Raw genomic sequence first — 24,509 nt, forward strand, 5'->3', positions numbered from 1 at the left:
CGCTACGCTCACGAGGATCCCGACACGGACAGGCAAGGACAGGCACCTCGACATCGGACAGACAGCACACCCAGGCAGCACCAGTCCACGGCAGAACGGCACTAGGCAACGAATGCCCCAGCACACCTCCGGGTCCGACCGGGCGGCGATCCCCCCAGCCGCCCGTGACGGTGGCAGCGTGCGGCCGCCCGCTCCCTCGACGCTCGACGAGCTGTGGCGGTCGTACAAGGCGACGGGGGACGAACGGCTCCGGGAACAGCTGATCCTGCACTACTCGCCGCTGGTGAAGTACGTCGCCGGCCGGGTCAGCGTGGGGCTGCCGCCCAATGTCGACCAGGCGGACTTCGTCTCCTCGGGCGTCTTCGGGCTGATCGACGCGATCGAGAAGTTCGACGTCGACCGGGAGATCAAGTTCGAGACCTATGCGATCACCCGCATCCGGGGCGCGATGATCGACGAGCTGCGGGCGCTGGACTGGATCCCGCGGTCGGTGCGCCAGAAGGCGCGCAACGTCGAGCGGGCCTACGCCACGCTGGAGGCGCGGCTGCGGCGAACCCCGTCGGAGAGCGAGGTCGCAGGCGAGATGGGCATCGCCGTGGAGGAGCTGCACGCGGTTTTCAGCCAGTTGTCGCTCGCGAACGTTGTCGCCCTGGAGGAGCTGCTGCACGTCGGGGGCGAGGGCGGCGACCGGCTCAGCCTGATGGACACCCTGGAGGACACCGCCGCCGACAATCCGGTGGAGGTGGCCGAGGACCGGGAGCTGCGCAGATTCCTCGCGCGGGCCATCAACACCCTTCCGGAGCGGGAGAAAACCGTGGTCACGCTGTACTACTACGAAGGGCTCACCCTCGCCGAGATCGGCAACGTCCTGGGTGTGACCGAGAGCCGGGTCAGCCAGATCCACACCAAGTCCGTGCTCCAGCTGCGCGCGAAACTGGCGAGTTTCGGCCGCTGAGCCCGACGGCGCGGACCCGGCCGGTCCCCTGGCCGCCATGGGCGGGGCCTCCGTAAAGTGGTCGACGTGCCAAGGATTCGAGCGGCCTCCGTGGCCGAGCACCGGTCGATGCAGCGAGCCGCCCTGCTGGACGCGGCACGCTCACTGCTGTCCGAGGGCGGTACGGAGGCGCTGACCTTCCCGGCCCTCGCCGAGCGCACGGGCCTCGCGCGCTCCTCCGTCTACGAGTACTTCCGCTCCCGGGCGGCCGTCGTCGAGGAACTGTGCGAGGCCGACTTCCCGGTCTGGGCGGCGGAGGTCGAGGCGGCGATGGCGGCCGCCGACGGGGCCGAGGCCAAGATCGAGGCGTACGTCCGCAAGCAGCTGGAACTGGTCGGGGACCGGCGGCACCGTGCCGTGGTCGCGATCTCCGCGAGCGAGCTCGACGCCGGCGCCCGGGAGAAGATCCGCGCGGCCCACGGCGGACTCATCGCGATGATCGTCGAGGCCCTGGCCGACCTGGGCCACACCGAGCCCCGCCTCACGGCGATGCTGCTCCAGGGCGTGGTCGACGCGGCCGTACGCCGCATCGAACTCGGAGCGGCGGAGCATCCCGACGCGATCACGGAAGCGGCGGTCGCGATGACCCTCAGAGGCGTACGCGGCTGACAGCCCCGCTGCGGCAAGTCCCGGCCAACCCCTCCTCCGGATTCCGTCCGGGCTGCGGACCATCCGGTACCGAGCGCCTCCGAAGGAGCGCCCGCCGACGGGTGCGCGCCCCGCTGTGGGGGTGCTGCTGCGCCCACCTGTGCCGCCCCAGCGGCACGACTGCCCGCAGCTGCGGAGGCATGGCAACCCCAAGTACCGGCAACAGCCGCGACGGGCCGTTGCGCAGCAGCCACGGGGGCAGCAGGGTGAGCGGGTCGAGGTAGGTGTCGCCGCGCAGCAGGCCCCAGTGCACGCACGGAGCCGCGCAGTGGGAGCCCGTGGGCTCCACCGTGCCGATCGTCTCGCCCGCCGTCACCTCGTCGCCCTCCGCCACCGACGCGCGGACCGGTTCGTAGGTGGTGCGCAGCGGGGGATCGCCCGTGCCGGTCAGTTCCACCGAGACCACGCCCCTTCCGGCCACCCGGCCCGCGAAGGAGACCCGGCCCGCCGCCACCGCCCGCACCGGCGCCCCCGGAGCCGCCGCCAGGTCCACGCCCCGGTGCCCCCGCCCGTACACCGTCGCCGGTGGTTCCCAGCCGCGCAGCACCCGCGGCCGCACCCCCACCGGCCACGCCCGCCCGACGGTCGGCGTCCCGGTGTCCTCGCCCGCCGGCGTCACCGTCTCCGTCGCCGTCACCGACAGGCTCGACGGCGACGGGGCCAGCAGCGCCGCCAGGGTCAGGACCACCAGAAGGACCAGCCGCGCACACGCCTTCGTGAATGCACTCGTTCGCATGCCGGCGAGCCTTCCGCACATGCGTGATCACGGCCCGGACCTGTGGACCACCGCTCGGTTGTGGACAACGGCGTCACCCGGCACCTCGCGGGTCCCGTACACTTCTGGTGGCGACCCGGGCCACCGGGTCGACTTCGCACGCCCCGACATCGGGACCGGTCTCGGCCGGAACCCCGATGTCAGCGCCCCTCGGTCCTTCGTGGCACGGCGCGTCGTGGGCGTCAGGCGCGGAAGCCGTCCGGCATCCGCGGCACAACCGAGAAATTCAAGGAGATACGGCCATGGCCGTCGTCACGATGCGGGAGCTGCTGGAGAGCGGCGTCCACTTCGGTCACCAGACCCGTCGTTGGAACCCGAAGATGAAGCGCTTCATCTTCACGGAGCGCAACGGCATCTACATCATCGACCTGCTCCAGTCGCTGTCGTACATCGACCGCGCCTACGAGTTCGTCAAGGAGACCGTGGCCCACGGCGGCACGGTCATGTTCGTCGGTACGAAGAAGCAGGCGCAGGAGGCCATCGCGGAGCAGGCCACCCGCGTCGGCATGCCCTACGTCAACCAGCGCTGGCTGGGCGGCATGCTCACCAACTTCTCGACCGTCTACAAGCGTCTGCAGCGCCTCAAGGAGCTCGAGCAGATCGACTTCGAGGACGTGGCCGCCTCCGGCCTCACCAAGAAGGAGCTGCTGGTCCTCTCCCGCGAGAAGGCCAAGCTGGAGAAGACCCTCGGCGGTATCCGCGAGATGCAGAAGGTGCCCAGCGCCGTCTGGATCGTGGACACCAAGAAGGAGCACATCGCGGTCGGCGAGGCCCGGAAGCTCAACATCCCGGTCGTCGCCATCCTCGACACCAACTGCGACCCCGACGAGGTCGACTACAAGATCCCGGGCAACGACGACGCGATCCGCTCCGTCACCCTGCTCACCCGCGTGATCGCCGACGCCGTCGCCGAGGGCCTGATGGCCCGCTCCGGTGTCGCCGAGGCCGGCAAGGGCGAGAAGGCCGCCGGCGAGCCGCTGGCCGAGTGGGAGCGCGACCTGCTCGCGGGCGAGAAGAAGGCCGAGGAGGCCGCTCCGGCCGCCGCCGAGGGCGAGAAGCCGGCCGAGGCCGCCGCCGAGGCCCCCGCCGCCGAGGAGGCCGCTCCGGCCGCCGAGGCCGAGCAGGCCTGACGCCTCTCAGTGCCGTTGACGGCGGGAGCGGTGACATGACATCCGCTCCCGCCGTTCACCCGTAGGTCAGCGGCGAGTCGGAGACCTGCCCTCAAGTAGGTGACCGACCCGCAGATCTCCGAACCTCCAGACTTCGAGAAAGATCACAGACTCATGGCGAACTACACCGCCGCCGACGTCAAGAAGCTCCGGGAGCTCACCGGCGCCGGCATGATGGACTGCAAGAAGGCGCTGGACGAGGCCGAGGGCAACGTCGAGAAGGCCGTCGAGGCGCTCCGCATCAAGGGCCAGAAGGGCGTCGCCAAGCGCGAGGGCCGCTCCGCCGAGAACGGCGCCGTGGTCTCGATCATCGCCGACGACAACTCCTCCGGTGTCCTCGTCGAGCTGAAGTGCGAGACGGACTTCGTCGCCAAGGGCGAGAAGTTCCAGGCCGTGGCCACCGCCATCGCCGAGCACGTCGCCAAGACCTCCCCGGCCGACCTCGAGGCCCTGCTCGCCTCCGAGATCGAGGCCGGCAAGACCGTCCAGGCGTTCGTGGACGAGGCCAACGCCAACCTCGGCGAGAAGATCGTCCTGGACCGCTTCGCGCAGTTCGCCGACGGCTACGTGACGGCGTACATGCACCGCACGATGCCCGACCTGCCCCCGCAGATCGGTGTGCTCGTCGAGCTCGACAAGCCGAACGCGGAGATCTCCAAGGGCGTCGCCCAGCACATCGCCGCCTTCTCGCCGAAGTACCTCTCCAAGGAGGACGTGCCGGCCGAGGTCGTCGAGTCCGAGCGCCGCATCGCCGAGGAGACCACCCGCGCCGAGGGCAAGCCCGAGGCCGCGATCGCCAAGATCGTCGAGGGTCGTCTGAACGGCTTCTTCAAGGACGCCACGCTGCTCGGCCAGCCCTACGCGCTGGACAACAAGAAGTCCGTCCAGAAGGTCCTGGACGAGGCCGGTGTCACCCTGAAGCGCTTCACGCGCATCAAGGTCGGCATCTGAGTCCGTACCGCGACGGGCGCGCGACCCCGATAGGGTCGACAGCAGTCGTTCGGACACGCGTCCGCGCACGCGCGCGTGCCTGACGACAGCAGATCTGACGAGGAGGCCATTGCCGTATGGGATGCGAACCACGCCCCACCGGCAATGGCCTTCTTCGTATGTGCAACACGTGAAAGAGGCGGGATCCCCGATGACCACCAAGGCTGAGAAGAGCGACGACGGCAAAGTACGCGGCCGGTTTCTGCTGAAGCTGTCCGGAGAGGCCTTCTCCGGTGGCGGGGGCCTCGGCGTCGACCCCGACGTGGTGCACGCCATCGCGCGCGAGATCGCGGCCGTCGTACGGGACGGCGCGCAGATCGCGATCGTCATCGGCGGCGGCAACTTCTTCCGCGGCGCCGAACTCCAGGTGCGCGGCATGGACCGCGCCCGCTCCGACTACATGGGCATGCTCGGCACCGTGATGAACTGCCTCGCCCTCCAGGACTTCCTGGAGAAGGAGGGCGTCGACTGCCGCGTGCAGACCGCCATCACCATGGGGCAGGTCGCCGAGCCGTACATTCCGCTGCGCGCCGTGCGGCATCTGGAGAAGGGCCGCGTGGTCATCTTCGGCGCCGGTATGGGCATGCCGTACTTCTCCACCGACACCACCGCCGCCCAGCGCGCCCTGGAGATCGACGCCGAGGCGCTGCTCATGGGCAAGAACGGTGTGGACGGCGTCTACGACTCCGACCCGAAGACCAACCCGGACGCCGTGAAGTTCGACGCGCTCGGCTACGGCGAGGTCATCACCCGGGACCTGAAGGTCGCCGACGCCACGGCCGTCACGCTCTGCCGTGACAACAGCCTCCCGATCGTGGTCTTCGAGCTCCTGAAGGAGGGCAATATCGCCCGCGCCGTCAAGGGTGAGAAGATCGGCACGCTGGTGGGTGACCAAGCCGGCCGCAACTGACCGGGGGATGGACAATGTCCTGCCGGTCGGGAACCGTGCAGGAAGAAGACGCGACGCAGCCGGCCGCCGCCCCGACAAGGAACCGCAGCCGGGCCTACTCAAGACACGCAGGAGCAAGTGGTGATCGAAGAGACCCTCCTCGAGGCCGAGGAGAAGATGGAGAAGGCCGTCGTGGTCGCCAAGGAGGACTTCGCCGCGATCCGCACCGGCCGTGCGCACCCGGCGATGTTCAACAAGATCGTGGCCGACTACTACGGCGCGCCGACGCCGATCAACCAGCTGGCCTCGTTCTCCGTGCCCGAGCCGCGCATGGCCGTGGTGACCCCGTTCGACAAGAGCGCGCTGCGCAACATCGAGCAGGCGATCCGCGACTCCGACCTGGGCGTCAACCCGAGCAACGACGGCAACATCATCCGGGTGGTGTTCCCCGAGCTGACCGAGGAGCGCCGCCGTGACTACATCAAGGTGGCCAAGGGCAAGGGTGAGGACGCCAAGGTGTCCATCCGCTCCGTGCGCCGCAAGGCCAAGGACGCCATCGACAAGCTGATCAAGGACGGCGAGGTCGGCGAGGACGAGGGCCGCCGTGCGGAGAAGGAGCTCGACGACACCACCGCGAAGTACGTCGCCCAGGTGGACGAGCTCCTGAAGCACAAGGAAGCCGAGCTGCTCGAGGTCTGATGAACGACTCTTCCTGGGGGACGCCGCAGACCGGGTACTGGGGGCCGTCCGACCACGGGCCCGGCCGGGGGGCTGCCCCCGCGGGTCACGCGTACGATGCGCACAACGTGCAGCAGACGCGTCCCATGCCCATCGTGCCCGACGTACCCGACCACGGCGGAAACCAGGATGCGGACCGAGGGGCCACTCGGCTGAGCGGCCCCTTGTTCCGAGACGAGCCGACGCGGGCCCGACCCCTCCCGGGGGAGGTGCCGCAGAATCCGGAGCCCATGCCCGACGCCCCGCAGCCGGCCCCCGCACCGCAGAAGAAGAGCGCGGGCCGCGACCTCGGCGCCGCGATAGGCGTCGGCGTCGGACTGGGCGTGGTGATCATCGCGTCGCTGTTCGTCGTCAAGGCGGTCTTCGTCGGCGTGATCGCCGTCGCCGTGGTGGTGGGCCTGTGGGAGCTGACCAAGCGGCTCGAGGAACGCAAGGGCATCAAGGCGCCGCTCGTGCCGCTCGCGCTGGGCGGCGCGGCCATGGTCGTCGCCGGATACGCCCGGGGGGCCGAGGGCGCGTGGGTCGCCATGGCGCTCACGGCGCTGGCGGTGCTCGTCTGGCGCATGACGGCACCCCCCGAGGGTTACCTCAAGGACGTCACCGCGGGTGTCTTCGCGGCGTTCTACGTGCCGTTCCTGGCGACGTTCGTCGCGATGATGCTGACGGCCGACGACGGCCCGTGGCGCGTCCTGACCTTCCTGCTGCTGACCGTCGTCAGCGACACCGGCGCGTACGCGGTCGGCTGGCGCTTCGGCAAGCGCAAGCTCGCCCCGCGCATCAGCCCCGGCAAGACCCGCGAGGGCCTGCTGGGCGCGGTGACCTTCGCGATGGTCGCGGGCGCGCTGTGCATGCAGTTCCTGATCGACGACGGCACCTGGTGGCAGGGTCTGCTGCTGGGCCTCGCGGTCGCGGCCAGCGCGACACTGGGCGACCTCGGCGAGTCCATGATCAAACGTGATCTGGGCATCAAGGACATGGGCACACTGCTCCCCGGCCATGGCGGCATCATGGACCGCCTGGACTCCCTGCTGCCGACGGCACCGGTGGTGTGGCTGCTGCTGGTGCTTTTCGTCGGCTCGGGGTGAGGCCGGCTGCTGCTGGTGATCTTCGTCGGGGCGGGTTGACGGCGAACGGGTACTCTGGAAGGGCTCGCGGCGTACTGCGGGCCCTTTCGTACGTCCCCCCGCGGGTTGTCCCTGGCTCAGGCACAGCGGTGCCGTCGTCCCCGCCCCTGCGGAGTTGCCAGACCCCCGTCGTCCTGAGGAGTTGCCCGACCGTGGCCCGTCCCGTTCCCGGTGAGCTCACCTTCGTCGCCCCCCGCGGAGCCAAGAAGCCGCCGCGGCACCTCGCCGATCTCACGCCCGCCGAGCGCAAGGAGGCGGTCGCCGCGGCCGGTGAGAAGCCGTTTCGCGCCAAGCAGTTGTCGCAGCACTACTTCGCGCGGTACGCGCACGACCCGGAGCAGTGGACCGACATCCCGGCCGGCGCGCGCGGCAAGCTCCAGGAGGCGCTGCTTCCGGAGCTGATGACCGTCGTACGGCATCTGTCGACCGACCAGGGCACGACCCGCAAGACGCTGTGGAAGCTGTTCGACGGGACGCTGGTCGAGTCGGTGCTGATGCGTTACCCGGACCGGGTGACGATGTGCATCAGCTCGCAGGCCGGCTGCGGTATGAACTGTCCGTTCTGCGCCACGGGGCAGGCCGGACTGGACCGGAACCTGTCCACCGCGGAGATCGTGCACCAGATCGTGGACGGGATGCGGGCGCTCCGGGACGGCGAGGTGCCCGGCGGTCCGGCGCGGCTCAGCAACATCGTGTTCATGGGCATGGGCGAGCCGCTCGCCAACTACAACCGCGTCGTCGGGGCGATCCGGCGTCTGACCGACCCCGAGCCGGACGGGCTGGGGCTGTCCCAGCGGGGCATCACCGTGTCCACCGTCGGCCTCGTCCCGGCGATCCACCGGTTCTCCGACGAGGGCTTCAAGTGTCGGCTCGCCATCTCGCTGCACGCCCCCGACGACGAGCTGCGCGACACCCTCGTCCCCGTGAACACGCGGTGGAAGGTGCGCGAGGTGCTCGACGCCGGGTTCGAGTACGCGGCCAGGTCGGGGCGGCGGCTCTCCATCGAGTACGCGCTCATCCGGGACATCAACGACCAGGCCTGGCGCGGTGACCGCCTCGGCCGGATGCTCAAGGGTCGGCCCGTGCACGTCAACCTCATCCCGCTCAACCCCACGCCCGGCTCCAAGTGGACCGCCTCCCGCCCCGAGGACGAGAAGGCGTTCGTGGAGGCGATCGCCGCGCACGGTGTGCCGGTGACGATCCGGGACACCCGTGGACAGGAGATCGACGGGGCGTGTGGTCAGCTCGCCGCGAGCGAGCGGTAATGTGACCCGAGTAAGTACATCTTCATATTCCGACAGGGGAGCGCCACAGCGCTGAGAGTGCGGCACCGGCCGCAGACCCTCCGAACCTGGCCCAGGTCATTCTGGGTAGGGAGATCGGTCATCACTCGAGCTGTTGCGCCCTGCCCGGGACCCCCCAAGGTTCCCGGGCAGGGCCGCGTCTCTTCCTGGTCACTCCAGGAGGAATCAAGTGGGCATCACCAAGAAGGTCACGGTCCTGGCCGTCGGGCTGGGGCTGGTCACGCTGTCCGCGTGCGGGTCGTCCGACGGGGACGACGGCAGCGGCGGCGGCGGGTCCAAGACCGTGACCCTCGTCAGCCACAACTCGTGGGCCGCGTCCAAGGACGTCGTCGCCGCCTTCGAGAAGCAGTCCGGCTTCAAGCTCAAGGTCCTAGAGGACGGCGACGCCGGGCAGGCCGTGAACAAGGCCATCCTGACCAAGGACAACCCCCAGGGCGACGTCTTCTTCGGCGTCGACAACACCCTGCTGTCCCGCGCCCTCGACAACGGGCTGTTCCAGCCGTACGAGGCCAAGCGCTCCGACCTGATCCTCCCCGAATACCGCGTCGACGAGGACAAGCACCGGGTCACCCCCATCGACAGCGGCGACATCTGCGTCAACTACGACAAGGCGTGGTTCAGCGAGCACGACCTGACCCCGCCGAAGACCTTCGACGACCTGATCAAGCCCGAGTACAAGGACCTCCTCGTCACCGAGAACGCCTCCACCTCCTCGCCCGGCCTCGGCTTCCTGCTCGGTACGGCCGCGCGGTACGGGGACGACGGCTGGCAGGACTACTGGAAGGAGCTCAAGGCCAACGGCGTGAAGGTGGTCGACGGCTGGGAGCAGGCCTACAACGAGGAGTTCTCCGGTTCGGCCGGCGGCAAGAAGGCCAAGGCCGACCGGCCGCTGGTGGTGTCCTACGCCTCCTCGCCGCCCGTCGAGGTCATCTACGCCGACCCGAAGCCGGACACCGCGCCCACCGGCGTCGCCGAGGGCACCTGCTTCCGTCAGGTCGAGTACGCCGGGCTGCTGAGCAACGCCAAGAACCCCGAGGGAGGAAAGGCACTGCTCGACTTCCTGATCAGCAAGCGGTTCCAGGACGACATGCCGCTCAACATGTTCGTCTACCCGGTGCGGGAGGCCGCCCAGGTGCCCCCGGAGTTCACGAAGTTCGGGCCGGAGGCGAAGGACCCGCAGACCATGGAGCCCGCGAAGATCGCCGACAACCGTGACCAGTGGGTCAAGTCGTGGACCTCGCTCGTACTGAGGTGACGCGGGCCGCGGCGAGGCGGCGCGGGAGCGCGGCGCGGCTCGGCCTGATGGCCGCGCCCGTCGCGTTCTTCGCCGTCTTCTTCGCCTATCCCGTCGCCGCGATCGTCGCACGCGGCCTGAAGACCGACGGGACCTGGCAACTCGGGCGGATCGGGGACGTACTGGCGCAGTCGGACATCCGGCAGGTGCTGTGGTTCACCACCTGGCAGGCGCTCGCCTCCACCGCCCTCACCCTGCTGATCGCCCTGCCCGGCGCGTATGTCTTCGCCCGCTTCGAGTTCCCCGGCAAGCAGGTCCTGCGGGCCGTGGTCACCGTGCCGTTCGTGCTGCCCACGGTCGTCGTGGGTACGGCGTTCATGGCGCTCGTCGGGCGCGGAGGACTCCTCGACGAGCTGTGGGGCGTACGGCTGGACACCACCATGTGGGCGATCCTGCTCGCGCACGTCTTCTTCAACTACGCCGTCGTCGTGCGCACGGTGGGCGGGCTCTGGTCGCAGCTGGACCCCCGGCAGGAGGAGGCCGCGCGGATGCTGGGCGCCTCGCGGTTCACGGCCTGGCGGACCGTCACCCTGCCCGCGCTCGCGCCCGCCGTGGCCGCCGCCGCGCTGATGGTCTTCCTGTTCACCTTCACCACCTTCGGTGTGGTGCAGATCCTCGGCGGGCCCACCTTCTCCACCCTCGAAGTGGAGATCTACCGGCAGACCTCCGAGATCTTCGACCTGTCCACGGCGGCCGTCCTGACGATGATCCAGTTCGTCGCCGTGGGCGCGATCCTCGCCCTGCACGCCTGGACCGTACGGCGACGGGAGACCGCGCTGCGGCTGGTGGACGCGTCGGTGACCGCCCGCCGGCCGCGCGGGGCCGGGCAGTGGGCGCTGCTCGGCGGAGTCGTCGCCACCGTCGCCGTGCTGCTCCTGCTGCCGCTCGCGGTGCTGGTGGAGCGCTCCTTCGGCGCCGCCGACCTCGGCTACTACCGGGCGCTGACCGAGGAGGACGGGGGAGCGTTCCTGGCCGCGCCGATCGAGGCGGTCGGCAACTCGCTCCAGTACGCCGTCGCCGCCACCGTCATCGCCGTGGTGATCGGCGGTCTCGCCGCCGTCGCGCTGACCCGGCGGGACGCGGGACGGCTGGTGCGGGGCTTCGACGCGCTGCTGATGCTGCCGCTCGGCGTGTCCGCGGTGACCGTCGGCTTCGGCTTCCTGATCGCCCTCGACGAGCCGCCGCTGGACCTCAGGGCCTCCTGGATCCTGGTCCCCCTCGCGCAGGCGCTGGTCGGCGTCCCCTTCGTCGTACGGACCATGCTGCCGGTGCTGCGGGCCGTGGACGTACGGCTGCGGGAGGCGGCGGCGGTGCTGGGGGCGTCGCCGTGGCGGGCGTGGCGGGAGGTGGACCTGCCGATGGTGCGGCGGGCGCTGCTGATCGCGGCCGGGTTCGCCTTCGCGGTGTCCCTGGGGGAGTTCGGGGCGACGGTCTTCATCGCGCGGCCGGAGAACCCGACCCTGCCGGTGGCCGTGGCACGGCTGCTGGGGCGGCCCGGGGACCTCAACTACGGCCAGGCCATGGCCCTGTCGACGATTCTGATGATCGTGTGCGCGGTGGCGCTGCTCGTTCTGGAGCGGCTGCGGACCGACCGGACCGGGGAGTTCTAGATGCTGCTGAGCCTGGAGGCCGCGACCGTCCGCTTCGGCGAGCGGGCGGTGCTGGACGCCGTCGACCTGGGGGTCGCCGAGCACGAGATCGTGTGCGTGCTCGGGCCCAGTGGCAGCGGCAAGTCGACGCTGCTGCGGGCGGTCGCGGGGCTCCAGCCCCTCGACTCCGGGCGGATCCTGCTCGACGGGCGTGACCAGTCGGGCGTGCCCGCGCACAAGCGCGGGGTCGGGCTGATGTTCCAGGACCACCAGCTCTTCCCGCAGCGTGACGTCGGCGGCAACGTGGCCTTCGGGCTGCGTATGCACGGCGCGTCTCGCGGCGAACAGGCCGAGCACGTAAGGGAGTTGCTGGACCTGGTGGGTCTGCCGGGGTCGGCCGGACGCGCCGTCGTCGCGCTCTCCGGGGGCGAGCAGCAGCGCGTGGCGCTCGCCCGCGCCCTCGCGCCCAGCCCGCGGCTGCTGATGCTCGACGAGCCGCTCGGGCAGCTCGACCGGTCGCTCAGGGAGCGTCTGGTCGTCGAACTGCGCGAGCTGTTCGGCCGGTTGGGCACCACCGTGCTCGCGGTGACCCACGACCAGGGTGAGGCGTTCGCGCTGGCCGACCGGGTGGTGGTGATGAGGGACGGGCGGATCGCCCAGTCCGGTACGCCTCTTGAGGTGTGGCAGCGCCCGGCCGACGCGTTCGTGGCCCGCTTCCTCGGCTTCGAGAACGTCGTCGAGGCGACGGTGGGCGACGATGTCGCGGTGACCCCCTGGGGCAAGCTCCCCGTGCCGGAGGGCGCCCCACAGGGCACGCGCACCCTTCTCGTGCGCCCCGCCGGTGTCCGCCTGGTCCCGGCGGCCGAGGGCCTGCGCTGCACGGTGGCCGCACGCACCTTCCGCGGCACCCATGTCACCGTCCACCTCCAGCCCGCCGACGCGCCCCGCCTGGAGGCGGCCTGCGCGCTCAGGACCGCGCCGGAGGTCGGGGACGAGGTCGGGGTGGACTTCGACGCCGCGGAAATCGCCGTGCTGGGCTGAGCGGGGCTTCCTATGGTGGCCGGTATGACTGGACTCGCACATGATCGCTACTGCCAGGAAATCGCCGACCAGGTCGAGCAGTTGCGCACGGTGGTGACGTCGGGCGCCGCACTGTCCGGCACGGTTCCCACCACGCCCGACTGGTCCCTCGAACAGCTCGTACGGCATCTCGGCGGCGCCCTGCGCTGGGTGGCCGTCCTGGTGCGGACCGGGGCCGAGGACGACGTCCCCGAGGAGCGGGTGCCGGGGTTCGACGGGCCCCAGGTGTGGGGCGATCCCGGCGTCCTGGACGCGTGGCTGGCGGAGTCCGGCGAGCTGGTCGTCGGTGCGCTGCGGGAGGCCGGGCCGGACGCGAAGGTGTGGAGCTGGGCGGGGATCCACAACGCCGGGTTCTGGGCCCGGCGCATGACGCACGAGGTGACCGTCCATCGCGCGGACGCCACCCTTGCCGCCGGGCTGCCCTACGAGGTGGCGCCGGAGATCGCCGCCGACGCGGTCGACGAGTGGCTGGAGATCGTGGAGTGGGCGCAGCGGACGCTGCCGGAGGACGCGGTGCGCGACATGCGCGGGCCCCGGCGCGCCATCCATCTGCACGCCACGGACGGGGTGCCGGGGCTGAACGCCGAGTGGCTGATCGAGCTCGGTGAGAACGGCGTCAGCTGGCGCCGGGGCCACGAGAAGGCCACCGTCGCCCTGCGCGGCCCGCTCACCTCCGTGCTGCTCGCCTTCTACCGCCGGCTGCCGCTGGATGCCCCCGGGCTCGAAGTGCTCGGCGAGCGGGAGCTGTTGGAGTTCTGGCTGGAGCGGGCGACGTTCGGCTGAGCGGCCCGGAACGGCAGTGGCCCGCCCCCCCGGGAAGGGGGACGGGCCACCATGGTGTCCGTGAGGCGTCAGCGTCGGCTGTTCGCCCCGCGGCGGCGCATGCCGAAGAAGACCGCGCCACCGCCGACCACGACCAGGGCGGCCGCGACGCCGGCGATCAGGCCGGTGTTGGAGTTGGCGCCGGTCTCGGCGAGGTTCGACTCACCGGCCGGGGACGGAGCGTTGCTCGCGGTGTCCGCCGGTGCGGTGCTCTCGCTCTCCGGAGCCGACGGGGTCGGCGTGCCGGGCTCCTCGGACGGGGTGGAGGAGGACTCCGACGGGGTCGGCGTGGGCTCCTCCGGAGCCGGGGGCTCCTCTTCCTTCTTGCAGGCCGTCGCCGGGGTGACCAGGTTCGGCTTGATGTCCTCGTCGACGTAGGGCGTCGCCTTGACGTGGACGCGGTACTCGGCGTTCGGCTTCCAGTCCTCCTCGAAGGTGATGGTGGTGCCCTCACGCGAGCCCTTGACCACCTGTTCGCCGACCTTCTTGATGTCGGCGCCGTTGTTCTGGAGGAACACGGTGATGGTGGCGGGGACGCCGGCCGGGTCCACGTCGGTGACGGTGATGACACCGTTGTCACCATCGCACTTGGCCTCGGCCGAGAACTCGTTGATGTTGCAGGCCGCCGCGTTGCCGGCGACGCCGATCGCGAGGGCGGCGGACGCGGAGACGACACCGAGGGCGCGCACGGAGCGCGCGACGGTACGGCGGGATACGGACAGAACTGCCACGTTTGTCCTTTACGGGAATGTCAATTGCGGGGGGTGGAGGGAGAGTTGATGCAGCATCAGCACTCCCATGTGGCTCCCAGGTCTATAAGCGCCACATAAGTAGTGTCAACGCATATGCCTACGGCGGGCCCGGCTTTTGCCTGCTTATTAACCGCCCAGACGTTTCAAGGCCTCCGGGGCCTCCTCGATCCGGTCGACCAGGGCGATCCGCGCCTCCATCGACCGCTCCCGGGCGAGCGAGCGCAGCAGCGGCCAGGCCGGCAGTTTCTCCGTCCAGTGGGCCCGGTTCACCAGGACCATGGGCGTGGGCTCGCCGCGCGACTCGTAGTAGTTCGGCGTCGTGTTGTCGAAGATCTCCTGTACGGTGCCGGCGGCGCCCGGCAGGAACACCACGCCCGAGTTGCAGCGGGCCAGCAGTCCGTCCTCGCGCGTGGCGTTGGCGAAGTACTTCGCGATGTGGGAGGCGAAGGCGTTCGGCGGCTCGTGACCGTAGAACCAGGTGGGGATGCCGATCGAGTGGTTGCCCTTCGGCCAGCGGGTGCGGACCTCGAAGGCGGCACGCGCCCAGTCCGTGATCGACGGGGTGAACGAGGGTGCGGCCGCCAGGAGTTGGCAGGCCTCGTCCAGCACGTCCGCGTCGTACGGGGCCGCGTAGGCGCCGAGGTTCGCCGCCTCCATCGCGCCGGGACCGCCGCCCGTCGCCACGGTGAAACCGGCGTGGGTCAGCGCCCGTCCGAGCCGGGCGGCACCCCGGAACTCCTCGGTGCCGCGGGCCATCGCGTGACCGCCCATCACGCCCACGACCCGTGCTCCGCGCAGGAGTTCGTCGAGGGCGTCGGACATGGAGTCGTCGTGGACCGCGCGCAGCATGGAGGCGAAGATGTCGCCGTCCGCCTTGGTCCGCTGGAACCAGGCGTAGGCCAGCGCGTCCGGTGTCGCCTCGTAGCCCTTGTCGAGCGAGGCGAACAGATCGCCGGGCGTGTAGAGATGCCCCCGGTACGGGTCGAAGGGCAGGCCCGGGACGGGCGGGAGGACCAAGGCGCCGTCGGCGCGCAGCTTCTCCGCCGCGTCCGGACGCATCCGACAGCCGAGGAACACCGCCTCGGCCGTGTCGGTAGTGAGCAACTCCCGGGTCCGGTCGGTCAGATCGACGGCCTGGACACGGAACCCGGAGAGCGTGCCGCGGGAAGAGACGACGGCGTCGAACTCCTCGAGCGTCTCTATCTCGCGGTCCCCGTGATGGACGGCATGGGCGGGACTGGTCTGCACCCGCCCATGCTAGGCCCCAGTTGTGATCAGCCCTGCACGGCGGCCGGGTCCATCCAGATGACCTCCCAGGTGTGGCCGTCGAGGTCGTCGAAGGAGCGGCCGTACATGAACCCGTGGTCCTGGGTCTCGCCGGCGGTCGAACCGCCCGCCGCCAGGGCCTTCTCCACCAGCTCGTCGACCTTCTCGCGGCTCTCGGCGCTCAGCGCCAGCAGCACCTCGCTGCTCTTCGTGGCGTCCACGATCTCCTTCTTCGTGAACTCCGCGTACTTCTGCTTCGTCAGCAGCATCGCGATGATCGTGTCGCTGATCACGACGGAGGCGGCGGTCTCGTCGCTGAACTGCGCGTTGATCGAGTAGCCGAGCTCCGTGTAGAACTTCTTCGAGGCGTCGAGGTCGTTGACGGGCAGGTTCACGAAGATCATCTGCTGGTACATGGCGGGGGCCTCTCCCTTTGGTTCCGTAGCGTTCGTGGGGGTAGACCGGGGGCCCGCGCGGAACTCATCGGCCCGCGGAGATTTTTTCGGATCAGTTTTCGGATCAGGTTCCGTACGACGCTCAGCGGGCCAGCGGCCACGCCGACAGCTCGGCCACGACCAGGGTCAGCGGCCCGAACAGGGCGAGGAGGGCACCCGCGCGGAGCGCGGCGGCCTGGCGAAGGGTGCCCGTGGCCGCCCCGAGGCGCTGGAGCGCGGCGGTGGTGCCGGCCCGGTCCTGCCGGGCCTCGACGGCGGCCGTCAGCAGCGTCGCGACCGTGCAGCCCGCCACCAGCAGCACGCCGAGCGCCACGAGCGGGCCGGAGGACGCGTCCTCGCGGTCGTGCAGCGAGGCCATGGCGTACGCGGCCGACAGGACCGCGCAGACGACGCCCAGCGGGCGTCCGATGCGCGTGGCCTCGGTCATCAGGACCCGCCCGGCCAGCAGGCGCAGCGCGCCGGGCCGGGCCGTCTGGAGCAGTCTGCCGCACAGATGGGTCAGACCGGGGCCGGCCAGGGCGAGACCGACGGCGGTCAGGGCCAGCCCCAGCAGCGCCGAGGGCCGGTCACCCGGCGCGCCCCCGCCGCCCGTACGGCTCGCGAAGGCCTCCACGGCCAGACCCACCGCCAGCACCGCGATGCCCCACGGCAGTCCGGACGGCGGGGTGAGCGGGACCTGGGGCGCCACCTCCGCGGGGGCCTCGGCATCCTCCGTCGTGGGGTCCTGCTCCGGTGCCGGGGCGGCCGTTCGCCGGCCCCGCGCCGCCGCCCCCAGCTGCCTGCCGAACCGGCCGTACGCACCGAAGGACTCCCGCCCCGCCGTGCGCCGGTACGCGCCGAACCGGCCGTACGCCGGCACCGCTCGGGCCGTGCCCGTCACCGGTTCGCGCGGTCGCAGCGCCATCGCCACCGCGGCGGACGCGCTCAGCGGCACCAGGGCCAGCAGCGTCAGGGCCGCCGGGAGCGGCAGCGGCCGGCCGGCGGCGAGGAAGTCCGTCGCGGCGCCGTCGAAGGGCATGCCGGTGAGGTCGCCGCGCAGATGCAGGAAGACGAGCAGCGCCAGCATCGAGCCCAGCGTGCACGACAGCGCCGTGGTGGCCGCGGAGATCGCCATCAGACGGGCGGGACCGAGCCCGATCGCCGACAGGCCGGGGCGGGGCCGGGTGCCCGGGTCGGTGCGGGCGACCGCGACCGCGAAGTAGACGGTGGCCGCCAGCGGCACCGCGCACCAGGCCAGCCGGAGCGCGGAGGAGGACGGGTCGGGGTTGGCCAGGGCGTGGCCGAGGGCGCTCAGCAGCAGGAAGCCCGTGCCCGCCGACGCGGCCGCGACCAGGAGACGGCGCAGCTGGACGGCGGGATGGGCGCCTCGGGTCAGACGGAGAGCGAGCACGCCGCCCGGCCTTCCGACTCGGCCGTCCCGGAGACCGGCGGCAGATGGACGGTGCGCACCCGCCGCCCGTCGAGCAGCGACACCGTGCGGTCGGCGAGGGCCGCCGTCTGCGCGTCGTTGGTCGCGAGGACCACCGTGATGCCGTGCGAGCGGGCCGCGGTGGTGAGGGTGCGCAGCACATGGGCGCGGTCGACACGGTGCAGGGGAGCGGTCGGCTCGTCGGCGAACAGCACGGACGGCGCCGGGGCGAGGGCGCGGGCGATGCAGACCCGCTGGCGTTCCGCCTGCACCAGCTCCGCCGGGTGCCTGCGGGCCTTGTCGCCGATGTCGAGGCGCTCCAGCCACTCCAGCGCGGCCGACTTGGCGCGGCGCCGGCCGGTGCCGCGCAGCATCAGGGGCAGGGCGGTGTTCTCCCAGACGTTCAGTTCGGGCACCAGCACCGGTTCCGGGTCGATCCAGCCGAAGCGGTCCCGGCGCAGCCGCTCGCGGGCCACGGGGCTCATGGTGTGCACGGGCACGCTGTTGAACCAGACCTCGCCGCTCTTCGCGGGCAGCTGCCCGGACAGACAGCGCAGCAGGGTCGTCTTGCCGCTGCCGCGCGGGCCGCCGACGGCGAGGATCTCGCTCTCCCGGACGCCGAGCGAGACCCCGCTCAGCCCGGGTGAGCCGTCGTCGTGCCGGTAGTGCAGGGCTCGTGCCCAGAGCACGTCGTTGTCCGGTGGGGCCACCATGGCGTACACCTCGGTTCGGATCGGAAATGCCGTGCGCGGTTCGGGTAAGTCCCCCGTCCGGGGGAACGAAGGCAGGGCCGATCGGTCACTGGCACGCTAGGCAGGCCACGGCGGGACGCCGGACAGCACGTGGCCCCGGGCGCCCGTTTCTCACTCGAACGGGCGGCACCGGGGCCGGTGTTGATCATCCAGAAGGAAGATCGGAACCTCGGACGGCGTAAGGGGCCTACAGCTTGGTCCACGCCTCCGAGAGGGTCGCGCGCAGGATCTGCTCGATCTCGTCGAAGGTCTCCTGGTTGGAGATCAGCGGCGGGGCGAGCTGGACGACCGGGTCGCCGCGGTCGTCGGCACGGCAGTACAGGCCGTTCTCGAAGAGCTTCTTCGACAGGAAGCCGTACAGGACGCGCTCGGTCTCCTCCGCGTCGAAGGACTCCTTGGTCGCCTTGTCCTTGACCAGTTCGATGCCGTAGAAGAAGCCGTTGCCGCGGACGTCGCCGACGATCGGCAGGTCGTGCAGCTTCTCCAGGGTGGCGCGGAAGGCTCCCTCGTTGTCGAGCACGTGCTGGTTGAGGCCCTCGCGCTCGAACAGGTCGAGGTTGGCGATGCCCACCGCGGCCGACACGGGGTGGCCGCCGAAGGTGTAGCCGTGCAGGAAGGTGTTGTCGCCGGTGTAGAACGGCTCGGCCAGCCGGTCGGAGACGATGCACGCGCCGATGGGGGAGTAGCCCGAGGTCATGCCCTTGGCGCAGGTGATCATGTCCGGCACGTAGCCGAACTTGTCGCAGGCGAACGTCGTGCCGAGCCGGCCGAAGGCGCAGATGACCTCGTCGGAGACGAGCAGCACGTCGTACTGGTCGCAGATCTCGCGCACCCGCTGGAAGTAGCCGGGCGGGGGCGGGAAGCAGCCGCCGGCGTTCTGCACCGGCTCCAGGAAGACGGCCGCCACGGTGTCGGGGCCCTCGAAGAGGATCTGCTGCTCGATCTGGTCGGCGGCCCAGTGGCCGAACGCCTCCGGGTCGTCGCCGTGGATCGGGGCGCGGTAGATGTTGGTGTTCGGCACCTTGTGCGCGCCCGGGACGAGCGGCTCGAACGGCGCCTTCAGGGCCGGCAGTCCGGTGATGGACAGGGCGCCCTGGGGGGTGCCGTGGTAGGCCACCGCGCGGGAGATGACCTTGTACTTGGTCGGCTTGCCGATCAGCTTGAAGTACTGCTTGGCGAGCTTCCAGGCGGTCTCGACCGCCTCGCCGCCGCCGGTGGTGAAGAAGACCTTGTTGAGGTCGCCCGGCGCCTCGTGCGCGAGCCGCTCCGCGAGCTCCACGGCCTTGGGGTGGGCGTAGGACCACACCGGGAAGAAGGCCAGCTCCTGGGCCTGCTTGGAGGCGGTCTCCGCGAGTTCCGTACGGCCGTGGCCCGCCTGGACCACGAACAGGCCGGCGAGACCGTCGAGGTAGCGCTTGCCCTTGTCGTCGTAGATGTGGGTGCCCTCGCCCCGGACGATGGTGGGGACGGGGGAGTTCTCGTACGAGGACATGCGGGTGAAGTGCATCCACAGGTGGTCGTACGCGGACTTGCTGAGGTCCTTGGGGCTGTCGGTGCTCACGATTATCGGGTTCCCCACATGTAGGTCTGCTTCTTGAGCTTGAGGTAGACGAAGCTCTCGGTGGAGCGCACGCCGGGCACGGCCCGGATGCGTTTGTTGATGACCTCCAGAAGGTGGTCGTCGTCCTCGCAGACGATCTCGACCATCAGGTCGAAGGAGCCCGCGGTCATCACGACGTACTCGCATTCGTCCATGGCGGTCAGCGCGTCGGCCACGGACTCCACGTCGCCCTCCACGTTGACGCCGACCATCGCCTGGCGACGGAAGCCCACGGTGAGCGGGTCCGTGACGGCGACGATCTGCATCACGCCCTGGTCGAGCAGCTTCTGCACCCGCTGGCGCACGGCCGCCTCCGACAGGCCGACGGCCTTGCCGATGGCGGCGTACGGCCGGCGGCCGTCCTCCTGGAGCTGCTCGATGATGGCGAGGGAGACGGCGTCCAGCTGGGGACCGGAGCCGTTCTTGGACTCGCGGGAGTCCTTCGGGTCTGCGCTTCGACTGGCCACGGGGCCACTGTGCACGACGTATCGACAGTTTCGCAAGGCGTGATCGATGAAATTCGTTGTCTGTGGCGTCTCAGCGTGCGGATTTCGCAGGGCCGAGGCGGGTGGGGGTGTTGAAAACGTCAGCCGTCGGTTTAGGGTGGGTGTCTCAGAGGTTGGACACCGGTCATTTATTGACACCCCAGACACCTCGGACACCCACGAGGAACACCAGGAGGGCCTGCAGTGAGCACCGAGCTGCGTCGTCTGCGCAACTACATCGGCGGGGAGTTCCGGGACGCCGCCGACGGCCGGACCACCGAGGTGGTCAACCCCGCGACGGGCGAGGCGTACGCGACCGCTCCGCTGTCCGGGCAGGCGGATGTGGACGCCGCGATGGCGGCCGCCGCCGAGGCGTTCCCCGGCTGGCGGGACACCACCCCGGCCGAGCGGCAGAAGGCCCTGCTGAAGATCGCGGACGCCTTCGAGGAGCGCGCCGAGGAACTCATCGCCGCCGAGGTGGAGAACACGGGCAAGCCCGTCGGGCTGACCCGCACCGAGGAGATCCCGCCGATGGTGGACCAGATCCGCTTCTTCGCGGGCGCGGCGCGGATGCTCGAGGGCCGCTCGGCCGGCGAGTACATGGAGGGCCTGACCTCCATCGTGCGCCGTGAGCCGGTCGGCGTGTGCGCCCAGGTCGCCCCGTGGAACTACCCGATGATGATGGCCGTGTGGAAGTTCGCCCCGGCGATCGCCGCGGGCAACACGGTCGTCCTGAAGCCCTCGGACACCACCCCCGCCTCCACGGTCCTGCTCGCCGAGATCCTCGGCTCGATCCTGCCCAAGGGCGTCTTCAACGTCATCTGCGGCGACCGCGACACCGGCCGTCTGATGGTCGAGCACCCGACCCCGGCGATGGCGTCCATCACCGGCTCGGTGCGCGCGGGCATGTCGGTCGCGGAGTCCGCGTCCAAGGACCTCAAGCGGGTCCACCTGGAGCTGGGCGGCAAGGCCCCGGTCGTGGTCTTCGAGGACACCGACATCGCCAAGGCCGTCGAGGACATCTCGGTCGCCGGCTTCTTCAACGCCGGCCAGGACTGCACGGCCGCCACGCGCGTCCTCGTCCACGAGTCCATCCACGACGAGTTCGTCACCGCGCTCGCCAAGGCCGCCGCCGACACCAGGACCGGCATGCCGGACGACGAGGACGTCCTCTTCGGCCCGCTCAACAACCCCAACCAGCTCAAGCAGGTCGAGGGCTTCATCGAGCGGCTGCCGGCGCACGCGCGCGTGGTCGCCGGCGGCAAGCGCGTCGGCGACAAGGGCTTCTTCTACGCGCCGACCGTCGTCTCGGGCCTCAACCAGGACGACGAGATCATCCAGAAGGAGGTCTTCGGACCGGTCATCACCGTCCAGTCCTTCACGGACGAGGACCAGGCGGTCGAGTACGCCAACGGCGTCGAGTACGCGCTGGCCTCCTCCGTGTGGACCAAGGACCACTCCCGCGCCATGCGGATGTCCAAGAAGCTGGACTTCGGCTGCGTGTGGATCAACACCCACATCCCGCTGGTGGCGGAGATGCCGCACGGGGGCTTCAAGAAGTCCGGCTACGGCAAGGACCTGTCGGCGTACGGCTTCGACGACTACACGCGTGTCAAGCACGTGATGACGTCCCTCGACGCGTAGGCGCTCCGCTGGGGGTAGCCGGATGAACGCCGTTCGGGTTCCCCTGTCATGAGGCCGCGGGCCGTCGGTGGCTGGTCGCGCAGTTCCCCGCGCCCCTTCGGGGGTGCGGGGAACCTGTGTTTCCGGGGATGGGTAGATTTTTTGAACATGTTCAACTCTGGGCGTACGCTGCTGCCATGAGCGACAGAGCCGCCCTGCTCAAGGGCATTCGCGCCTGGCTGGTCTTCTTCGTCGTCTGCCTGGTGCTCAGCGGTGCCACGGCCTTCCCCCTGGTGCACGAACTGCGCTGGACCGAGGAGGCGCTCCGCTCCCTGGGCGCACCGGAGCACCTCCCCGGCCTCATGGACTGGATCGAGCGCGTCCGGGACGGGCTCGACACCGCCGACGCCGAATACCCCTTCCTCCTCTACGGCACCGACTGGCTCGCCTTCGCCCACCTCGTCATCGCGGTCGCCTTCTACGGCCCCTACCGCGATCCCGTCCGCAACATCTGGGTCGTCGAGTTCGGCATGATCGCCTGCGCCGGCACCATCCCCCTCGCCCTCGTCTGCGGTCCGATCCGCGGCATCCCCTTCTGGTGGAGCGTCATCGACATGGCGTTCGGCGTGTTCGGCGTGATCCCGCTGTACGTCGTACGGCAGAGGATCAAGCGACTGGAGGCGCTCACCCCGTACGCCGGTGGGCGTCCCGTTCCAGTGCCTCAGTGAGCGTGCTCAGGTGGCCGGCCACCGGACCCAGGGTCAGCAGTCCGCTGCCCGCCGCCTGTTCGCCCGCCGCGGGGAGGAGCTGGGCACGGGCGCGGAGCATGGTGTCCCTGTCGTCCACGGTGACGGCGGCGCGCCCCACCAGGCACCACAGCGCCTCGGACATCAGGTCCCGGGGCGGGGAGGGGAGGTCGCCCAGCGCGGCGCGCGCCTCCTCGCAGAGGCCGTCGGCCGCCAGGAGCAGCGGGCGCACCCAGGGTTCGTAGGGACCCCAGTCGGTGTCCGGGTCGGCGGAGAACGGCTCGCCGTGGCGCACCGCCACGCTCAGGCGGGCCAGGGCCGGCAGGCCCCGTGCCAGTCCGGGCATGCCCGAGCCGGGGAGGAGGTCCGCGGCCCGGTCGTAGGCGGACGCGGCGTCGGCCGGGGACGCCGTCAGGGAGGTCCGCAGGGCACGGAACCACGTGGTGAAGACCGCGACCAGCGGGAGGTCGTGGCGGGCGGCCAGCGCGTCCGCCGCCCGCGCGTGCCGGTCGGCGCCCGCCAGGTCGGCCAGCGCGCAGCGCGACTGGACGCGGACGAGATGGCCCAGGACCTCGTACCGGGGAAGGTCGTTGCGCGCCGACAGCCCGACGAGCTCCGCCCCGATCGCGTCCCGCCGTGCCGCGAGCCCCGCGCGGTGGAACGTCTGCATGAACGTGCCGTTCAGGGCGAACGCCAGCAGCGAGGCGCCGTCGAGCCGGCGGGCGATCTCCTCCGCGCGGCGGGCCGCCCGGAGCGGGTGTGCCGACTCCTCAGGCGTCGCGCGGTCGGTCGGGAGGGTCCCGCGTGACTCCACGGCGATCGTCGCCAGCAGACGGCAGCGGGCCGCTTCGTGACCGTCGGGCGGCAGCAACCGCAACGTCCGTTCCGCCGCCCCCACCAGCCGGCGCGCCTGCTCCGGGTCGTCGGAGCGGGTCCAGATCGCGGGAACGTCGTACACGCCGATCACGCGGGCCGTCAGCTCCGGGTCGCCGAGCTGCTCCGCCGCGGCGACGGCCGCCGCCCGGTGCCGCCGTGCCGCCTCCAGACCGCCCCCGCCCGTCACCGCCAGGTCGCGCATCAGCCCGGCGGTCGACTCCAGCCGGGTCCGGGCCCGGGCGGCCACGGCGCTCTCGTACGCGGCCGTCGCGCTCGCCCACACCCGGTCGACGGCGGAGTCCGCCTCGGCCGCCGGGTCGAGCCGGGCCGCCTGCCGCAGGACGTCCTCCTCCAGCCGGCGCAGCCGCGGGCCCGGGTCCACGCCCAGGTGCTCACCGAGCATGCCGCGCGCCCGGCGCAGCACGGACAGCGCGTCGGCCTGCCGCCCCGACCGGTACAGCGCCAGCGCGAGCAGCCGCCAGCCGTCCTCCCGCCAGGGGTGCTCCGTCACGTGCGCGTCCAGCTCGGGCACCACCGCCGCGGCCGCTCCCAGCGTCAGACGCGCCTCCGCCCGCCGTTCGACGGCGTGCAGTCGCAGCTCCGTCAGCCGGGCGCGTTCCGCCCGCGCCCAGCGTTCCTCGCCGAAGTCCGCGTAGGCGGGCCCGCGCCACCACTCCAGCGCCTCGGTCAGCACCGTCAGCACCTCGGAGGGGTGCGCGTCGTCCGGGGTGTTCACCGCCCGCTCGAAGCGCCACGCGTCGACCTCATCCGTGGCCGCCCGCAGCGCGTAGCCCGGCCCTTCCGTGACCAGCAGGCGCGGCGGGGTCCGGGGCGGCCGGTCCGGTTCCAGCGCCCTGCGCAGCCCGGCGACGAACGTCCGGACCGTGCCCACGGCCCTGTCCGGCGGCTCGTCCCACAGGTCCTCCACCAGCCGCGCCACCGGCACCACCCGGCGGCGGGCCACCACGAGCCGGGCCAGCACCGCACGGTGCTTCGGCCCGCGCAGCGGCAGCGCGTCACCGGCCTCGTCCCAGGCCGTCACCGCGCCCAGCACCCCGAACGTCACCCGCACGACCGCGTCCGTCCTCCCGTCCGCTTCCGATCCGTTCGTTCATCGGTTGCTGATCCGG

The 24,509-nt window shown here is 71.1% G+C and carries 22 protein-coding genes, 1 pseudogene and 1 riboswitch; of the genes and pseudogenes, 14 read left to right on the forward strand and 9 right to left on the reverse strand.

The genetic code is table 11. The features are described 5' to 3' along the window. The first annotated feature begins 112 nt into the window (after nt 1–112). On the forward strand, nt 113–955 hold the full coding sequence (gene whiG / locus ACZ470_RS30930) for an RNA polymerase sigma factor WhiG (RefSeq protein WP_391030535.1): 843 nt from the start codon (nt 113–115) through the stop codon (nt 953–955). 90 nt (nt 956–1,045) lie between these two features. Next, a complete protein-coding gene (locus ACZ470_RS30935; protein WP_468432679.1) occupies nt 1,046–1,603 on the forward strand; it encodes a TetR/AcrR family transcriptional regulator in 558 nt (185 codons plus the stop codon). 175 nt (nt 1,604–1,778) lie between these two features. On the opposite strand, the pseudogene ACZ470_RS30940 reads toward ACZ470_RS30935, so the two are convergent. Beyond that, nucleotides 1,779–2,378, reverse strand: a pseudogene (locus ACZ470_RS30940) (murein hydrolase activator EnvC family protein); the annotation flags it as partial. A gap of 281 nt (nt 2,379–2,659) precedes the next feature. Between ACZ470_RS30940 and rpsB the strand changes: the two are divergent. The 10 genes from rpsB to ACZ470_RS30990 all read left to right on the forward strand — a co-directional run bounded on the left by rpsB (nt 2,660) and on the right by ACZ470_RS30990 (nt 13,377). Next, on the forward strand, nt 2,660–3,547 hold the full coding sequence (rpsB, locus tag ACZ470_RS30945) for a 30S ribosomal protein S2 (protein ID WP_468432519.1): 888 nt from the start codon (nt 2,660–2,662) through the stop codon (nt 3,545–3,547). Between the two features lie 153 nt (nt 3,548–3,700). Then, entirely contained in the window at nt 3,701–4,537 is an 837-nt protein-coding gene (tsf, locus tag ACZ470_RS30950) for a translation elongation factor Ts (RefSeq protein ID WP_468432521.1), read from the forward strand. A gap of 190 nt (nt 4,538–4,727) precedes the next feature. Further along, nucleotides 4,728–5,486: a UMP kinase gene (gene pyrH / locus ACZ470_RS30955; protein WP_030824848.1), complete on the forward strand. Its 759-nt coding sequence runs from the start codon at nt 4,728–4,730 to the stop codon at nt 5,484–5,486. Nucleotides 5,487–5,606: 120 nt separating this feature from the next. Continuing rightward, the gene (frr, locus tag ACZ470_RS30960; RefSeq protein ID WP_145867003.1) at nt 5,607–6,164 is read left to right on the forward strand and encodes a ribosome recycling factor; all 558 of its coding nucleotides are present in this window, start codon (nt 5,607–5,609) and stop codon (nt 6,162–6,164) included. Further along, nucleotides 6,164–7,288 (forward strand): phosphatidate cytidylyltransferase, encoded by a 1,125-nt coding sequence (locus ACZ470_RS30965; protein WP_468432524.1) that lies wholly within the window; start codon nt 6,164–6,166, stop codon nt 7,286–7,288. Before frr ends, ACZ470_RS30965 begins: the two co-directional genes overlap by 1 nt. Nucleotides 7,289–7,479: 191 nt before the next feature. Further along, nucleotides 7,480–8,592: a dual-specificity RNA methyltransferase RlmN gene (gene rlmN, locus ACZ470_RS30970; RefSeq protein ID WP_468432526.1), complete on the forward strand. Its 1,113-nt coding sequence runs from the start codon at nt 7,480–7,482 to the stop codon at nt 8,590–8,592. Between the two features lie 24 nt (nt 8,593–8,616). Continuing rightward, a riboswitch (TPP riboswitch) is annotated at nt 8,617–8,722 on the forward strand. 78 nt (nt 8,723–8,800) lie between these two features. Next, the gene (locus ACZ470_RS30975; protein ID WP_468432528.1) at nt 8,801–9,886 is read left to right on the forward strand and encodes a thiamine ABC transporter substrate-binding protein; all 1,086 of its coding nucleotides are present in this window, start codon (nt 8,801–8,803) and stop codon (nt 9,884–9,886) included. 47 nt (nt 9,887–9,933) lie between these two features. Beyond that, the gene (locus tag ACZ470_RS30980; protein WP_468432530.1) at nt 9,934–11,535 is read left to right on the forward strand and encodes an ABC transporter permease; all 1,602 of its coding nucleotides are present in this window, start codon (nt 9,934–9,936) and stop codon (nt 11,533–11,535) included. Continuing rightward, nucleotides 11,536–12,555 (forward strand): ABC transporter ATP-binding protein, encoded by a 1,020-nt coding sequence (locus ACZ470_RS30985; RefSeq protein ID WP_468432532.1) that lies wholly within the window; start codon nt 11,536–11,538, stop codon nt 12,553–12,555. It begins immediately after the preceding gene. Between the two features lie 24 nt (nt 12,556–12,579). Continuing rightward, nucleotides 12,580–13,377, forward strand: a complete 798-nt coding sequence (locus ACZ470_RS30990; protein ID WP_468432534.1) for a maleylpyruvate isomerase family mycothiol-dependent enzyme — start codon at nt 12,580–12,582, stop codon at nt 13,375–13,377. A 68-nt stretch (nt 13,378–13,445) separates the two neighbouring features. On the opposite strand, the gene ACZ470_RS30995 is transcribed toward ACZ470_RS30990, so the two are convergent. From ACZ470_RS30995 to ACZ470_RS31025, 7 genes are all read right to left on the reverse strand, one after another. Continuing rightward, nucleotides 13,446–14,147: an LAETG motif-containing sortase-dependent surface protein gene (locus ACZ470_RS30995; protein ID WP_468432536.1), complete on the reverse strand. Its 702-nt coding sequence runs from the start codon at nt 14,145–14,147 to the stop codon at nt 13,446–13,448. 147 nt (nt 14,148–14,294) lie between these two features. After that, complete coding sequence (locus ACZ470_RS31000; protein WP_468432538.1) at nt 14,295–15,416, reverse strand: LOG family protein; 1,122 nt, start codon at nt 15,414–15,416, stop codon at nt 14,295–14,297. Between the two features lie 26 nt (nt 15,417–15,442). Then, a complete protein-coding gene (locus ACZ470_RS31005) occupies nt 15,443–15,850 on the reverse strand; it encodes a VOC family protein (protein WP_468432540.1) in 408 nt (135 codons plus the stop codon). A gap of 121 nt (nt 15,851–15,971) precedes the next feature. Next, nucleotides 15,972–17,279: a hypothetical protein gene (locus tag ACZ470_RS31010; protein WP_468432542.1), complete on the reverse strand. Its 1,308-nt coding sequence runs from the start codon at nt 17,277–17,279 to the stop codon at nt 15,972–15,974. Next, nucleotides 17,261–18,010, reverse strand: a complete 750-nt coding sequence (locus ACZ470_RS31015) for an ABC transporter ATP-binding protein (protein WP_468432544.1) — start codon at nt 18,008–18,010, stop codon at nt 17,261–17,263. Before ACZ470_RS31015 ends, ACZ470_RS31010 begins: the two co-directional genes overlap by 19 nt. Before the next feature lie 226 nt (nt 18,011–18,236). Further along, the gene (locus ACZ470_RS31020) at nt 18,237–19,610 is read right to left on the reverse strand and encodes an aspartate aminotransferase family protein (RefSeq protein ID WP_468432546.1); all 1,374 of its coding nucleotides are present in this window, start codon (nt 19,608–19,610) and stop codon (nt 18,237–18,239) included. 2 nt (nt 19,611–19,612) lie between these two features. Continuing rightward, a complete protein-coding gene (locus tag ACZ470_RS31025) occupies nt 19,613–20,131 on the reverse strand; it encodes an Lrp/AsnC family transcriptional regulator (protein ID WP_468432548.1) in 519 nt (172 codons plus the stop codon). 207 nt (nt 20,132–20,338) lie between these two features. Here ACZ470_RS31025 and ACZ470_RS31030 point away from each other — a divergent pair, with 207 nt between their 5' ends. Further along, a complete protein-coding gene (locus ACZ470_RS31030; RefSeq protein ID WP_468432550.1) occupies nt 20,339–21,778 on the forward strand; it encodes a gamma-aminobutyraldehyde dehydrogenase in 1,440 nt (479 codons plus the stop codon). Nucleotides 21,779–21,954: 176 nt separating this feature from the next. Continuing rightward, nucleotides 21,955–22,485, forward strand: a complete 531-nt coding sequence (locus ACZ470_RS31035; RefSeq protein ID WP_468432552.1) for a hypothetical protein — start codon at nt 21,955–21,957, stop codon at nt 22,483–22,485. Here ACZ470_RS31035 and ACZ470_RS31040 read toward each other — a convergent pair. Beyond that, entirely contained in the window at nt 22,442–24,451 is a 2,010-nt protein-coding gene (locus ACZ470_RS31040) for an AfsR/SARP family transcriptional regulator (protein WP_468432554.1), read from the reverse strand. The genes ACZ470_RS31035 and ACZ470_RS31040 overlap by 44 nt on opposite strands. Nucleotides 24,452–24,509 lie beyond the last annotated feature (58 nt).

The organism is Streptomyces sp. NPDC031111 (assembly GCF_055570675.1).